The organism is Pseudomonas sp. JL3 (assembly GCF_031570575.1).
Lineage (GTDB): Bacteria > Pseudomonadota > Gammaproteobacteria > Pseudomonadales > Pseudomonadaceae > Aquipseudomonas > Aquipseudomonas cucumis.
This window is the reverse complement of sequence record NZ_JAKWJK010000005.1, coordinates 309,280-323,683: the sequence shown is the minus strand read 5'-3', so window position 1 is coordinate 323,683 and position 14,404 is coordinate 309,280. Positions and strand designations below refer to the sequence as shown.

Annotated in this window: 14 protein-coding genes; 7 read left to right on the top strand and 7 right to left on the bottom strand. The window is 60.7% G+C overall.

Features of this window, described 5'->3' with window-relative positions; genetic code table 11:
* Positions 1-25: 25 nt before the first annotated feature.
* On the bottom strand, positions 26-2,476 hold the full coding sequence (locus MMG91_RS12605) for a penicillin acylase family protein (RefSeq protein WP_310659769.1): 2,451 nt from the start codon (positions 2,474-2,476) through the stop codon (positions 26-28).
* A 219-nt stretch (positions 2,477-2,695) separates the two neighbouring features.
* A complete protein-coding gene (locus tag MMG91_RS12600) occupies positions 2,696-3,340 on the bottom strand; it encodes a glutathione binding-like protein (RefSeq protein WP_305504933.1) in 645 nt (214 codons plus the stop codon).
* Positions 3,341-3,487: 147 nt separating this feature from the next.
* Between MMG91_RS12600 and MMG91_RS12595 the strand changes: the two genes are divergently transcribed.
* On the top strand, positions 3,488-4,045 hold the full coding sequence (locus tag MMG91_RS12595; RefSeq protein ID WP_310659768.1) for a cysteine hydrolase family protein: 558 nt from the start codon (positions 3,488-3,490) through the stop codon (positions 4,043-4,045).
* A 200-nt stretch (positions 4,046-4,245) separates the two neighbouring features.
* Here MMG91_RS12595 and MMG91_RS12590 read toward each other — a convergent pair whose 3' ends face one another.
* The 4 genes from MMG91_RS12590 to MMG91_RS12575 form a co-directional block, all read right to left on the bottom strand.
* Positions 4,246-4,455 carry an SEC-C metal-binding domain-containing protein gene (locus tag MMG91_RS12590; RefSeq protein WP_007906737.1) on the bottom strand — a complete coding sequence of 70 codons (210 nt, stop codon included), beginning with the start codon at positions 4,453-4,455 and terminating at the stop codon, positions 4,246-4,248.
* Between the two features lie 5 nt (positions 4,456-4,460).
* Entirely contained in the window at positions 4,461-4,946 is a 486-nt protein-coding gene (locus MMG91_RS12585; protein ID WP_310659767.1) for an LEA type 2 family protein, read from the bottom strand.
* A 110-nt stretch (positions 4,947-5,056) separates the two neighbouring features.
* Complete coding sequence (locus tag MMG91_RS12580; protein WP_305448460.1) at positions 5,057-5,533, bottom strand: YchJ family protein; 477 nt, start codon at positions 5,531-5,533, stop codon at positions 5,057-5,059.
* A gap of 4 nt (positions 5,534-5,537) precedes the next feature.
* Positions 5,538-6,035 (bottom strand): DUF6231 family protein, encoded by a 498-nt coding sequence (locus tag MMG91_RS12575; RefSeq protein ID WP_305504935.1) that lies wholly within the window; start codon positions 6,033-6,035, stop codon positions 5,538-5,540.
* A 201-nt stretch (positions 6,036-6,236) separates the two neighbouring features.
* On the opposite strand from MMG91_RS12575, the gene MMG91_RS12570 reads away from it, so the two are divergent.
* The 4 genes from MMG91_RS12570 to MMG91_RS12555 all read left to right on the top strand — a co-directional run bounded on the left by MMG91_RS12570 (position 6,237) and on the right by MMG91_RS12555 (position 8,914).
* Complete coding sequence (locus MMG91_RS12570; protein ID WP_305504936.1) at positions 6,237-6,932, top strand: OmpA family protein; 696 nt, start codon at positions 6,237-6,239, stop codon at positions 6,930-6,932.
* A gap of 90 nt (positions 6,933-7,022) precedes the next feature.
* Positions 7,023-7,736: an OmpA family protein gene (locus tag MMG91_RS12565; RefSeq protein ID WP_310659766.1), complete on the top strand. Its 714-nt coding sequence runs from the start codon at positions 7,023-7,025 to the stop codon at positions 7,734-7,736.
* A gap of 148 nt (positions 7,737-7,884) precedes the next feature.
* Positions 7,885-8,163 carry a DUF1145 domain-containing protein gene (locus MMG91_RS12560; protein ID WP_310659765.1) on the top strand — a complete coding sequence of 93 codons (279 nt, stop codon included), beginning with the start codon at positions 7,885-7,887 and terminating at the stop codon, positions 8,161-8,163.
* Positions 8,156-8,914 carry a collagen-like protein gene (locus MMG91_RS12555; protein ID WP_310659764.1) on the top strand — a complete coding sequence of 253 codons (759 nt, stop codon included), beginning with the start codon at positions 8,156-8,158 and terminating at the stop codon, positions 8,912-8,914. The genes MMG91_RS12560 and MMG91_RS12555 overlap by 8 nt, the downstream gene beginning before the upstream one ends.
* 39 nt (positions 8,915-8,953) lie before the next feature.
* Here MMG91_RS12555 and MMG91_RS12550 read toward each other — a convergent pair whose 3' ends face one another.
* Positions 8,954-9,412, bottom strand: a complete 459-nt coding sequence (locus tag MMG91_RS12550; protein ID WP_305448465.1) for a CopD family protein — start codon at positions 9,410-9,412, stop codon at positions 8,954-8,956.
* A 99-nt stretch (positions 9,413-9,511) separates the two neighbouring features.
* Between MMG91_RS12550 and dinG the strand changes: the two genes are divergently transcribed.
* A complete protein-coding gene (gene dinG, locus MMG91_RS12545; RefSeq protein ID WP_305504940.1) occupies positions 9,512-11,656 on the top strand; it encodes an ATP-dependent DNA helicase DinG in 2,145 nt (714 codons plus the stop codon).
* Between the two features lie 96 nt (positions 11,657-11,752).
* Positions 11,753-14,275, top strand: a complete 2,523-nt coding sequence (locus MMG91_RS12540) for a beta-agarase (protein ID WP_310659763.1) — start codon at positions 11,753-11,755, stop codon at positions 14,273-14,275.
* The last annotated feature ends 129 nt before the right edge of the window (positions 14,276-14,404 follow it).

Below are 14,404 nucleotides of genomic sequence, written 5' to 3'. Positions count from 1 at the left end.
CGAGCAGGTCCGGTCCCTCTCGGGGTTACTTGCCAGGCGTCAGGGTCAGCCGTGTCTTGCCATACACCTTGTCAAAGTTCTGCGGTTGCATCGGCAGGCTCATGTATTGCCCCTTGAGCCATGGATCGATGCTGTCGAGATAATGCGCGCTGGCCGGGTTGCCGGATTGGCCGGTACCGTTCTGGCCCATCAGCGGTTCGGCCTGGCCGAAATCGACGATAAAGCGCATGGCCGGCGCCAGCGTGGTGTTGAAGTCCTGACCCCAGGTGAACGCGGCGGTGTTGAGTGTGCTGTGGTCGCCGCCGGCCGCCAGTGGACCGCGCACGGTCTGGCCGCTGGTGTTCTTCCACTCGTAGCGATGCAGTTTGCCCCACTGCCAGGCTTTGTGATCGCCACCCAACTGGCGGTCCCCCGCGCTGATCGCGGCCGCCAGGCTGCGGGCGAGGATCGCCGGTTTGTCTTCTTTCTGCGGGGTGCGCAGGTCGTCCCAGAACGGACTGTCCTCACGGCTCAGCAGATGATCGGCCTGAGCCGCGTAAGACAACTTGCCGTTGCCGATAAAAGCTTTCCACGCCGGGCTGCTTTCCGGGCCCAGTTCGTCGAGGAAAATCTGTTTAGTGCTTTCCTGCAGGAACAGTTCGTAGATCGCCGCGTCGGCGGAGGTCGGGCTGAGTTTGCCGTCGAAAGCCATCAAGCGCGTGTAAGCCTCGCGCGCCTTGCCGCGATCAGCCTCAGGCAGCGCTTCGATGGCCTGTTTGAGTGGCTGAGCCATGCCCGGCGCTTCAAACACCTTCTTCAGTTTGGCGGCGAAGGTGGTGGTCTGATCGTATTGCATGGCAATCACGCTGCGAGTGTCGTGCTTGCCCACGCCCGCCAGTTCGGCCATGCGTTCGCCGCGCTCCGGCGCCGACCAGGAATTGGACAGCTGCATGCCGTAGCCATGGGGAATGACCCGCTGGTTGGCGGTGCCGAGCCAGCCTTGAGCCGGGTCCTGGTCATACGGATGGAGCATCGGGTCGGCGTAACCGTCCCAGTCGTAGCGACCTTCCCAGCCCGGTGACGGCAGCAAGCCTTCACCTTCTCGACGGTTCGGGTAGCGACCGGTAACTTGCCAGCCAATATTGCTGGCATCGGCAAACACCAGATTCAGGGCGATGGCGCGTATTTCACGGCTGGCGTCCGAAGCTTTCTCGACGCTCTGCGCTCGGGACAGGTCGAAAAACGCGTCCAGGGTTTTGTCATCGGTGAAGTTCGGCGTCTGCAAGGCCAGGCCGAAACCATTCGCCAACGCGGTGCCTTGGGCGCTGTTGAGCAGTGGCCCGTGACGGGTTTCGTACACCGCTTCGCGAATCGGCTTCTGGCCTTTGACGAAGTAGGTTTCGTTGCGCACGATCGCGGGCTGCCATTTGCCGCCCACTTCGTAGGAAAGGCCGTTGCCCTGGCGTTTGATTTTTTCCAGGAACAGGTCCTGGTTGTCGCCCATGACCGTGGTCATGCTCCACGCCACTTTCCCGTTGAAACCGCCAAGCACCATCGGTAACCCGGCAATGGTCACGCCAGAGGCCTGGTATTTCGGCGCGCGAATCTGCACGTAACTGAACAGCGCTGGCACGCCCAGCGGCCCATGGCTGTCGCTGGCCAGCAGGCTTTTGCCGCTGCGGCTGCGTTGCGGGGCGATCGCCCAGTTGTTCGAAGACGTGGCGCCCAGCAGGTTCAGATCCGACAGTTGGCCGGTGGCTTTGCTGATTTCGCTCAGCCCCGGGATTTGTCCGTTGAGTTTGATGCCCTGGAGTTTTTCCGCTTCTGCGACTGGCAGTTTTTCGTCGGGGGCGGACGGCGTGAGCCATGCCAGTTTGTCGGCACTGACGGTCTGGGCCAGCATCAATGAGGAAATTTCTTCCGGCAGGTTTGCCGACTGGCTGAAGTTCAGCAGGCAGAAAATCAGCGCCGAATCTTCCGGTTTCCAGTATTCCGGCTTGTAGCCAGTGGCTGCGAGGTCTGCAGGCAGTTTGTCGCGGTAGCGGAACAGGTAGGCGTTGACCCCGCGGGCATAGACTTCGAAGAACCGCTTGAGGCGCGGCGAGGAGGCCTTGTACAGCTCACCCGCGCTTTTCTTCAGATTGACCGCACGCATGTAGCGGTCGGCATCGAGCAGGTCCGCACCGGACATCTCCGCCAGACGGCCCTGGGCCAGCAAGCGCAGAGTGACCATCTGGGTGATGCGGTCGCTGGCGTGCACGTAGCCGAGGGTGAACAGCGCATCGTGGAAGCTATTGCTCTCGATCAGCGGCATGCCCATGGCGTTGCGGCGAATCGAAACGTTCTGCGCCAGGCCCTTGAGCGGTTGCACGCCGGAGGTCGGCGGGAGGGTGTCTTGAGTGTTCCAGGTCTGACAACCGGTCAGGCTTAAAACACCGGCCACTGCTGCGGCAACGCCGAACCGGGGAAGAAAATGTGTGAGGGCTGGCGAGGCCATGGCAAAGCTCCTGCGGGGGTAGAGGCGCAATAAAGGCGCTACGTTAGTGAGCAGGAGGTGGCCGCGCAAGCGGCGGTGGTTTATTTCTTTATGGTGATCGTTCCCACGCTCTGCGTGGGAATGCAGCCCGTGACGCTCTGCGTCACATCTAGAGCCGAACGCGGAGCGTCCGTTGAGGCATTCCCACGCGGAGCATGGGAAGGATCAGAGTACAAGGCGTCAGGGTTTAGGCGGATTGACCTTGGCCACCAGCGCATACGCCTTCACCGTCGCCGGGCGGTTCTGGATGTGGTTGAACCAGCGCAGGACGTTGGGGAAGTCTTCCAGGTTCTGGCTCTGCCACTTGTGAGACACGATCCACGGGTAGATCGCCATGTCGGCAATGCTGTATTCGCCGCCAGCGACAAAGTCATTGTTGGCCAGTTGCTTGTCGAGCACCCCATACAGGCGGGCTGTTTCGTCGATGTAGCGTTTGATCGCGTAGGGGATTTTTTCCGGTGCGAACTGGCTGAAGTGATGATTCTGCCCAGCCATCGGCCCCAGGCCACCCATCTGCCAGAACAGCCATTGCAGTGTTTGCTGGCGCCCGCGTAGATCCTTGGGCAGGAACTTGCCGGTTTTCTCTGCCAGGTACAGCAGAATCGCCCCAGACTCGAACAGCGACAGCGCGGCGCCGCCATCGGCCGGCTCATGATCGACGATAGCCGGGATTTTATTGTTCGGCGAAATCTTCAGGAACTCGGGTTTGAACTGGTCGTTCTGGCTGATGTTAATCGGATAAACGTTGTACGGCAGGCCGGCTTCTTCCAGGAATATCGAAATCTTGTGGCCGTTGGGGGTGGTCCAGTAATACAAGTCGATCATTAAGTACTCCATTTTCAAGAGACATCGTCAGGTACGGACAGCGACCGTCGGCATCAGGTCGTCCTGTTTGCGTTTGATGGCTTGCCAGTAGCAAGAGGTGATGCTGAAGTGCGGGAAATTCAATGCCCCGGCAGGAGAAAAGTCGGCATGGAGCTCAAGACAAACGCGGCGCTGATCATCATCGATCAACAAAAAGGCATCCTGCACCCCAAACTGGGTCGTCGAAACAACCCTCATGCCGAAGAGTGCATCCTGGAATTGTTGGGGCATTGGCGTCGAACCGGGCGGCCGGTGATTCATGTGCAGCACCTGTCCCGCTCAGAGGACTCAGTGTTCTGGCCGCAGCAGTCAGGGGTGGAATTTCAGGAGCGTTTTCAACCATCGATGGGTGAGTGGCTGATTCAGAAGCAGGTGCCGGATGCCTTTTGTTCGACGGGGCTGGAAGTGCGTTTGCGCGAGGCGGGGATCGATCAGTTGATCATCGTTGGCGTGGCGACCCACAACTCGGTCGAATCCACAGCGCGAACGGCTGGCAACCTGGGGTTTGAGGCGTGGGTTGTGGAGGATGCGTGCTTTACCTTCGATAAGGCGGATTTTTTTGGTAACGCCCATTCAGCCGAAGAAGTGCATGCGATGTCGCTGGGTAATTTGCATGGGGAGTATGCGACGGTCGTCAGTACCGCAAGAATTCTGCAGGCCGACTAAAAAAACTGTGGGAGCGGGCTTGCCCGCGATGAGGATCTAACTGAAACAGTTGTATTGAATGTTCCGACGTCATCGCGGGCAAGCCCGCTCCCACAGTAGATTTGTGTCGTACGCATAATCCATGTACGACGATAACCCTGTGGGAGCGGGCTTGCTCGCGATAGCGATTCAACAGGCGAAAAAGATATCCGCCCGAAGCATCAAGCGCCGTGGCACTTCTTGAATTTCTTGCCATTGCCGCATGGGCAAGGATCGTTGCGGCCGACGTCTTTCAGGGCGTTGCGCACCGGCTCCTGGTGGGCGTGGCCGCAGTTCGGGCCGTGGACATGGCCATGGTCGTGATCATGGTGGTCGTGATGGTCATGATCGTGGTTGCAGTCAGGGCCATGGACATGAGGTTGCTGGGTCATCGGGGTTACTCCGGAATTAAATCGGCGGCGATTATCACGCCATTGCGCGCCAGGTGCACGTAGTGCGCGATGAATAAACCGGTTTCCAATTCACCTTCCAGACGATAGGGAATGGGTTGGTCGGGTTTTTTCAGCAGTTTCACCAGCTCCCGGGCTTTGGGCCACAAGTTGGTGCGGATCGGCACTTTAAAATAAACGCTGCGTTTGGGGCCGACCGTGAACCAGTGTTCGTGCTCACCTTCGGCTAGCAGTATGTCCCCCAAGTGAATGCGATATTCCAGGGCTCGCACCGTCAGATCCTGGTCATTGGGATTGTCGACGCGAAAATGCAGCAGGAACTTCTGCTCCAGTAGTTTGGCCCGGACCACCTCGACCTTGACCAGATGCACCTGCGGCTCCGGCAGGTCGTTGCTGAACCACGACGCACAGCCGCCGAGCCCCAGAAACAGGAGCAGGGTGAGCAGCTGTAATGCGCGCCGTTGACGGGTCATGGTGAGGTATCTCCCTTGAGACCCAGTCTAGCCTTAAAAAGATCGCAGCCTTCGGCAGCGTCCACAGGCGGGAGCTGCCGAAGGCTGCGATCGTTGTGCTGTTGGTCAACTCAAGCGCTGAAATAACTCGCGCAACACTTCTTGAACTTCTGCCCGCTGGCGCACGGGCACGCATCGTTGCGTCCGGCCTTGAGTGGTACGGTGGGGTCGATGAAATACCAGTGGCCGGCGTTCTGTACGAATGACGAACGTTCGCGGTGGCTGTGTTCGCCGCTGCTGTCGTGCCAGCGAGCGGTGAAGGTGACGAAAGCGTGCTCCGGCTGACCGCCGAAAACCTCGGCGCTTTCGACCTCCAGGCCCAGCCATGTGCTTTGGGCGCTCCAGTCGCTGATCGACTGGCGGTCCAGGCCGGCCTGTTGTGCGGGCAGGGTGGTCGCCACCAGATAGTCGATCAGCCCCAGTACATAGGCGCTGTAGCGCGAACGCATCAGCACTTCGGCGCTAGGGGCCGGATGGCCGGCATGGTAATGACCACAGCAGGCATCGAGCAGTGTGCCGCTGCCGCAAGGGCAAATGGATGTACTCATTGCGTTACCACCAATATTTCCCGAAATTTTCCGGATTGGCCCAGAAGCGTGAGTTAAGCCAGTCGGGCACCTGTTTGTAGTCAAGCAGATCATAGGTAAACAGGGTCAGCACTTGATCATCGCGCTGGAAGCGTTCGCTGGCTTGCAGCGCCAGGGAGAAAAAGTCCGTCTCCTGCCAACCGCATGCCGGCAAGTCGGCCAACACCGCAATGCGACTGGCATTGAGGTTGCGTATCCCGCCGAGCAGGTTCAGGCCGTCGCGCTTGGGCAAGTGTTCGAGGCAATCGACCACCAGCGCCAGATCAAATCTCTGTGCCGCCAGCTCGGCCGGCAATGGCCCGGGCGCCGCGAGGGCGACGATGCCGTCGGGATGCGCGAGTTTGAACGCCTCGAGCGCGGGGAACTCGCTGGCGCCAATCAGCAACAGACGCGACGGGGCGTAACGATCAAGCAACGCAGCCAGCGCCTGCTGGGGCGTGCGCGAAGAAATACCTGCAATCATCGAAGATCCTCAATCAGAGCACCAAGACTAGCTTGCCCCAACGTCCGGGCCTAGTGTTCCTTCTCGCGGGTTTAGCCAAAAAGCGCCGATCTTCCGTGAACACGGGGCAAAACAGCAGTGGCCTATTGCTGGCGGAGATTAAAACTCGGGTCTTTACTCCCTAGAATCGGTTTTAAGCCGATCCCTCAGGAGAAGAACTAGATGAGCATAATTCGGACAGCATTACCCTTGGTTCTGCTAACCAGTGTGTTGACTGGTTGTGCAGGTTTGCAGAAAACCGATTGGCCGACCTGTGCAGCGGTCGGTGGTGTCATCGGTGCCGGCCTCGGTGCAACTGAAAGCACGGCCTGGGCCGGCGGTGGTGCATTGTTTCTCGGTAGCATGGCTGCGGCTTACTGCTGGGTGCACGGCGATGGCGACGAAGACGGTGATGGCGTACCGGACAGCCGCGACAAGTGCCCGGGAACACCTAAAGGCGTGCGGGTCGATGCCGACGGCTGCCCTCCACCGGCGCCTGCGCCGGTGGTCGAAGAGACGGCGGTGGTCAAGGAAGAAGTCATCGTTATCCGCGATGTTCACTTCCAGTTCGACTCGGCCAAACTCACCCCTGCCGATAAAGACGTACTCAACACCATTGCCACGCGCCTGAAACAGGAATCCTCCAGCGCCCAACTGACCGTGACCGGTCATACCGACAGCGTCGGCAGTGATGCCTACAACCAGAAACTGTCGGATAGACGCGCCCATTCGGTGGTGGAGTACCTGATTTCCCAAGGCGTGCCACGCAGCAGTTTCGTGTCTGTGACTGGTGCCGGTGAAAGCCAACCGGTGGCCGATAACAAAACCGCTGATGGCCGCGCGATGAACCGGCGCACGGAAATCAAAATCAACCGCTAAACCTCTCGCATTCCGCGGCTTGTACAGTCGCGGATGCGGGTCTTTACTCCTGTGTGACCGGTATGGGCCGGTGACACAGGAGCATTCACAATGAGCGTTCTCACAAGGACCGTCTTGCCGGTTCTGCTGCTCGGCAGTCTAGTGACCGGTTGTGCGACTCACAGCGATGGCACCGCCCCCCTCAATCAACGTACCTGGCCGATCTGCAGCGTCATTGGCGGACTGGTCGGCGGCGGTTTGGGCGCAATAGAAAGTAGTGCCTGGGCAGCGGGTGGCACGGCGCTCGGGATTCTGACCGGTGGCCTGATCTGTTATGCCCAGGATGGCGATGAAGACGATGATGGCGTCTTCGATCGACGTGATCGCTGCCCCGATACGCCCGCCGATACGCCAGTCGAACATCACGGCTGCCCACTGCCGCAATACCCGGCCAGCGTGAAGCCTGTTGAACCTCCGGTATCCGAAGTCATCACCCTGAACGGCAACGTGCTGTTCGCTTACAACCAATCCGAGCTGATGCCCGAAGCGCGCAGTGAGCTGGATTCGCTGATGGCCAAATTGCAGAACACCGATGTGGTGAGCGTCAAAGTCATCGGCCATACCGATAGCCAGGGTTCGGATGCCTATAACCAGAAACTGTCGGAACGCCGTGCCAGCAGCGTGGCGGCCTACCTGTTGAGCCAGGGGCTGGCGCCGAACAAACTCACCAGCGAAGGCCGGGGCGAAAGCCAGCCGGTGGCCGATAACGACACGGAAGAAGGACGGGCGCAAAACCGCCGCGTGGAATTGCACATCAATCGCTGAACCGTGTTATAGAGCCGTCGGACGACGATTCAGGTTGTTCCGGCGGCCAATTCGCGACCTTCGGGAAGAATTTTTTGTTGCCCTCTGGCTTATCCCGCGCGTAAGCCGTTACTGTGCGCGCAAAGAATAATTCTCAACGGGGCTGCGTATGAAGGTGTTTTGGGGGCTGGGGAAGTTGTTGACCCTGCTGTTCTGGTTGGTGGCGCTGGTCAATCTGCTCATACCGTTTATTCATCCGTTTCACCTGCTGATCAATTTTGCAGGCAGTGTGTTGGCAGGGCTCCATCTTCTGGAGCTGGTGTTCTGCAATCGCAGCCTCAAAGGTCGAGCCCACCCTTGGCGTGATCGCCTGAAGATTGTCTTTTTCGGCGTTTTCCACCTGCAAACCATTCCGGCCCCGGCCGCTTTGAAGGCCTCCCATGCGTAAACTCTGTCTGCTCGCTGCATTTATCAGCCCATTGGCCTGCGCGCAGGTGGTGAGCGTCGAAACCAACTCGCTGATGCGCTTGCCCAACACGGCCAGTACCTTGCAACTGGAACGCCTGGAAGTCGCCGATTACGGCACCTTGCTGATTCCCTCGAACGTGACCGAAGTGACGGTCGGTGAGCTGCACCTGGGACGTGACGCGCGGATTGCCATTGTGCCGAGCGAGCAGGCTCTGGCGTTGAAGGTCAGCCGAGCCGAGTTGGCCGAAGGCAGCCAGATCACTGCACGGGGCGCGCCGGGGACTTACCTCAAGGCCGCTCGCTCCGGGCGCAATCTGGATTTGCAGATCAACGCGTTGAACGCGCCGCAATTGTCGGTAGACGCTCGCGGTGGCGCGGGCGCCCCGGGGTTTGTCGGCCTCGACGGCGCCAACGGTCAAGCACCGGGTTGCACCTGGGGCCAGGCCGGTCGCGGCGCCGATGGCAGTGATGGCAGTGATGGCCTGCCGGGTGCGCCAGGGGCGCTGGTTCGACTGCAAGTGCCGCGTGATTACCCCGCTGAGCAGATCAAGGTGGAGATTGCGGGTGGGGAGGGTGGTGCGGCAGGGCCCGGTGGAAAACCAGGGGCGGGCGGCAAGGCCAAGGGCTGTTTCGTCTATAAAGCCGATGGCGGCAAGAGTGGCCGTCCCGGTGCCGATGGCCAGCCGGGGCCTGCGGGAGTGGCGGGTTCGGTGACGATTCAGCGGTTGTAAGCCCTCAAGCGAGCGTTCCCACGCAGAGCGTGGGAACGATCACGGCCGAGCTGCAGCAATCGCCACCAGCACCAATCCGACCACCAAATTAATCCCCACCAACCGACGAATCCTGCCCAGCACCGCCGCACCTGTCGGCCAGTCCTGAGCCGTCACCGCCGTGCGCAGTTCCGGCAGCAACAACGCCTGAATCCGGATAAACAGCGCCGTCATCACCACATACAATCCCATCATCACCTGCACATACCGCGGCGCCGCTTCAAATCCGGCGAACTGCAGATGAATCATGCCCACGCCGCTGATCGGCAAAAGCACCACCGCGATCCAGACCCAGCGGAAAAAACCTTGAAACACTTCCACCCACAGCTTCAACCGGGCAGGGCCTTCCAGCGCCTTCATCGCCGCGGGGCGCAAGACCATCCAGGCGAAAAACATGCCGCCGACCCACACTAGGGCGGCCAGGACATGCAGGGTATAAACGATGCCAAAAGGTGTCATTGAGGTACTCCGTTCTGCGCGGGATTAATTAGCGGGGTATGATAGCGGCCGAACCGAACTACTGAAAATTTATCCAGCCTTTTTTGCGCCCGACAATCCATGATCAGCACCGAACTCAAAACCACGATCCAGGGCGCCTACTCGCGTTTTCTCGAAGCCAAGAGCCTCAAGCCGCGCTACGGCCAACGCCTGATGATCGCCGAAATTGCCAAGGTCCTCGGTGACATCGACACCGACGACGAAGGCCGGCGCAATGGCGACCCCGCGATTGTCGCGGTGGAAGCCGGCACCGGTACCGGCAAAACCGTGGCCTACAGCCTGGCAGCCATCCCCGCCGCCAAGGCCGCCGGCAAGCGTCTGGTGATCGCCACGGCCACCGTGGCGCTGCAAGAACAGATCGTCTACAAGGATTTGCCCGACCTGATGCGCAACAGCGGGCTGAATTTCAGCTTCGCCCTGGCCAAGGGCCGGGGGCGCTACATGTGCCTGTCCAAGCTGGATATGTTGCTCCAGGAAGGTCACGCGCAGACTGCCACCGCGCAGCTGTTCGAAGAGGAAGGCTTCAAGATCGAGGTCGATGAGGCCAGTCAAAAGCTGTTCACCAGCATGATCGAGAAGCTCGCCGGCAATAAGTGGGACGGCGACCGCGACAGTTGGTCGACGGCGCTGGAAGACGCCGATTGGGCGCGCCTGACCACCGATCACAGCCAGTGCACCAACCGTCATTGCCCGAACTTCGGCCAGTGCGCCTTCTACAAGGCCCGCGAAGGCATGGGCAAGGTCGACGTTATTGTCACCAACCACGACATGGTCCTGGCCGACCTCGCTCTGGGCGGCGGCGCGGTACTGCCCGACCCGCGTGACACCATCTACGTGTTCGACGAAGGCCATCACCTGCCGGACAAGGCCATCGGTCACTTCGCTCACTACACGCGTTTGCGTTCCACCGCCGACTGGCTGGAAACCACCGCCAAGAACCTCACCAAACTGCTGGCCCAGCACCCGCTGCCGGGCGATCTGGGCAAGTTGATCGAGCAGGTGCCGGAACTGGCGCGGGAGATCAAGACCCAGCAGCAGTTCATGTTCAGCGCCTGCGAGCAAGCCGCCGACTTCAAGCCCGGCGAAGACGTCGAAGGTCGCGAGCGGCCACGCCACCGTTTTGTCGGCGGGGTGATTCCCGAGCACATGCGCGAAATGGGCATCGAGCTGAAGAAGGGCTTTGCCCGGCTGACCGACCTGTTCACCCGGCTCACCGAACTGCTCAAGGAAGGCATGGACGGCGAGGTCAATATCGGCATCGCCAGCAACCAGGCCGAAGAGTGGTATCCGCTGTTCGGCAGCCTGTTGTCCCGATCTTCGGGCAACTGGGAGTTGTGGACGGCCTTCACCGTCGAAGACCCGGAAGACAACCCGCCCATGGCCCGCTGGCTGACCCTGGCCGAAAGCGGTTCGCTGTTCGACATCGAGGTCAATGCCAGCCCGATCCTTGCGGCGGACATGCTCCGGCGCAATCTGTGGAACGTGGCATACGGGGCGCTGGTGACATCGGCGACCCTGACCGCTCTCGGCACCTTCGACCGCTTCCGCATGCGTGCCGGCCTGCCTAAAACAGCCGTCACCGCGGTGGTCCCGAGTCCGTTTCATCACGCCGACGCCGGCGTGCTGCGGGTGCCGGACCTGAAAGCCGACCCGCGTGACGCGCCGGCCCACACTGCGGCGATCATTCGCGACCTGCCGCAACTGGTAGAAGGTTCACGTGGCACCCTGGTGCTGTTCTCGTCTCGCAAGCAGATGCAGGACGTGTTCGACGGTCTGGACCGCGACTGGCGCAAGCAAGTGTTTATTCAAGGCAACCTGTCGAAGCAGGAAACCCTGAACAAGCACAAGGCGAGGGTTGATGGCGGGGATTCCAGCGTGCTGTTCGGTCTGGCGAGTTTCGCCGAAGGCGTGGATTTGCCCGGTGCCTACTGCGAGCACGTGGTAATCGCCAAGATTCCGTTCTCGGTACCTGACGATCCGGTCGAAGCGGCGCTGGCGGAATGGATCGAGGCCCGCGGTGGCAATCCGTTCATGGAAATCTCCGTGCCGGACGCCTCGCTGAAACTGGTCCAGGCCTGCGGTCGCTTGCTGCGGACTGAAGAAGACCGCGGCACCATCACCTTGCTCGACCGTCGTCTGGTCACGCAGCGCTACGGCAAAGCTATTCTCAATGCATTGCCGCCATTTCGTCGTGAAATTTCCTGATGCACCGGTGGGCAAACAGGCCCACCGCGTTGTCTACCTCACTGCCACCGCTGTTCCACTGGCCCATTGATGGTCGCTTGAGAGAACCACGTTCCTATGATTCGCCGTTCGTTGCCTGCTGTTTTTGCCTTGATGTTCGCAGCGCCTTTGCTGGCGGCCCCTGCCGGCCAGCAAACGCTGTTCAACTTTGTGCGTCCCGCCGACGTGGTTCAGGTGGCGACCCAGGACGCCAGCCTGCCGCAATCCAATGCGGAGCAAACAGCCGAAGGCGAAGTGCTGCGCCGTGTGACCTTCAACCCGGTCGCCCAGCCGACCTTGCGCCTGACGCCGCAGACCGGTGCCTGGGACTGGTCGCAGTCGGGCGTCATGAGCTTGCGGATCCAGAGCGCGATGAACTGGGCCGTGACCCTGTACGTGAAAATCCAGAGCAATGACGGCAAGACCCTGGTCAGTCGTGTCGATCTGCCGGCCGGTCCTGCGCAAACCCTGCTGGTGCCACTGCAGCCGAGTTCACCTTTGAGCCAGGGCATGAAAGCCGGCCCGCCGATGCCGATCAACTTCGAAGGCCAGCGTGTATTGCTGGCCAGCAGCGCCGGTGAGCTGGACCGCAGCCAGGTGGTGTCGGTCACTTTGTCGATGGATCAGCCGAAAGTCGCCCAAAGCATCCTGCTCGAACGCTTCGGCGTGCAGGACGGCGAGGCTGTCACCAAGGCTGTTTATGGCGGATTGGTGGACGCCTACGGTCAATCGACCCGGGCCAAATGGCCGGAGAAGGTCAGCAGCGACGAGCAACTGAAATCCGCCGCCGCCAAAGAACAGCAACAACTGAAAACCTGGCTGGCCGAGCGCGAGAAGCAGTCCCTGGACACGTTCGGCGGCTGGACCAAAGGCCCGGCGTTCAAGGCCAGCGGCTTTTTCCGCACCGAAAAGCGTGACGGCCGCTGGTACCTGGTGACCCCGGAAGGGCATCCGTTCTATTCACTCGGCGTCAACAGCGTGAACCCGAGCGTCAACCAGACCTACGTCGCCGGTCGCGAGTGGATGTTCGAGTCCCTGCCAAAACCCGACGAGCCCCTTGCCAGCTATTATGGCGAAGGCGACAACCGTGGCGGCAATGGCGCCGATCAGGGCCGAGCCTACAACGCCGGTCGCTGGTACGATTTCTATGGTGCCAACCTGCAGCGTCTGTATGGCAAACCTTGCGCACCGGGCAGCGACACCAAGGCCGGTGTCGCCGAAGCGGCCAAGGCTGATGCGGTCGAGGCGACGGCCGATAAGGCCGCCGAGCAATCAGTCGCTCCTGCGCAGACCGAATCCGCGGCCGGGGTTGCCGAAGCGGCCAAGACCGGCGCCGTTGAAGCATCAGTCGAAAAAGCGGCCGAGCAAACGGCCGCCGAACCCTGCAAAGTGGTTTTCGACGAACAACGCTGGGCCAGTCATACCCTGGATCGCCTGCAAGCCTGGGGTTTCAACACCCTCGGTAACTGGAGCGCACCGGTGTTTGGCAACGCCGACCGAGTGCCATACACCTTGCCGCTGTCGATCGTCGGCGATTACGCCAGCATCAGCACCGGTACCGATTGGTGGGGCGGCATGCCCGACCCGTTCGATCCGCGTTTCGCCATGGCCACCGAGCGCGCCGTGGCCATTGCCGCCCGCGACCATCGCGACGATCCGTGGCTGATCGGTTACTTCGCCGACAATGAACTGGCCTGGGCCGGTCCCGGCGATGACCCGAAGGCCCGTTACGCGCTGGCCTACGGCACTTTGAAAATGACCACCGATGTGCCGGCCAAACGTGCCTTCCTCAAACAACTGCGTGACAAGTACCGCAACCAGGCGGGCCTTTCCAAAGCCTGGGGCATTGATCTGCCGGCCTGGGAGTTGATGGAAGACCCGGGCTTCGTACCGCCGCAGCCGAGCGCCGAATACCCGGAGATCGAAGCCGACTTCAAATACTTCCAGAAAGTGTTCGCCGACACGTACTTCAAAACCGTTTCAGATTCGCTCAAATGGCATGCGCCGAACCAGTTGTTGCTGGGTGGCCGTTTTGCCGTCAGCACCCCTGAAGCCGTCGAGTCCTGCGCGCAATACTGCGACGTGTTGAGCTTCAACATGTACACCCTGCAACCCCAGGACGGTTACGACTTCGCCAGACTGCGCAGCCTGGACAAACCGGTGCTGATCACTGAGTTCAACTTCGGCTCGACGGATCGCGGCCCGTTCTGGGGCGGCGTGACGCAACTGGCGAAAGAAGAAGACCGCGGCCCGGCCTACGCCAACTTCCTGAAACAAGCGATGAGCGAACCGTCGATTGTCGGGGTGCACTGGTTCCAGTACCTCGATCAACCGGTGACCGGTCGCCTGCTGGATGGCGAGAACGGTCACTTCGGGCTGGTGGGTATTACTGATCTGCCGTTCCAGGGCTTTGTCGACGCTGTGCGCAAAAGCAACTTGCAGACTCTCGATCAACTCGGCAAAGAGGCCGAGAAGGCCAAAGCCGAGGCGGAAAAAGCCACCGAGAACCATGAGGGCGAGGGTAGCAAGCAAGGCGCTACCGCCAAAGATGCGAAGCAGGGCGCAGGCCATGCGGGCGGGCATTCAGGTAATGGTCATTAACCGCTGAGAGCGCGTTATCGTTCTTCGCGGGCAAGCCTCGCGCCTACAGGGATTGCGCAATCCCTGTAGGCGCGAGGCTTGCCCGCGAAGGCGTCCACAAAGACGCCGTTAATTTCTGATCCAATCCAT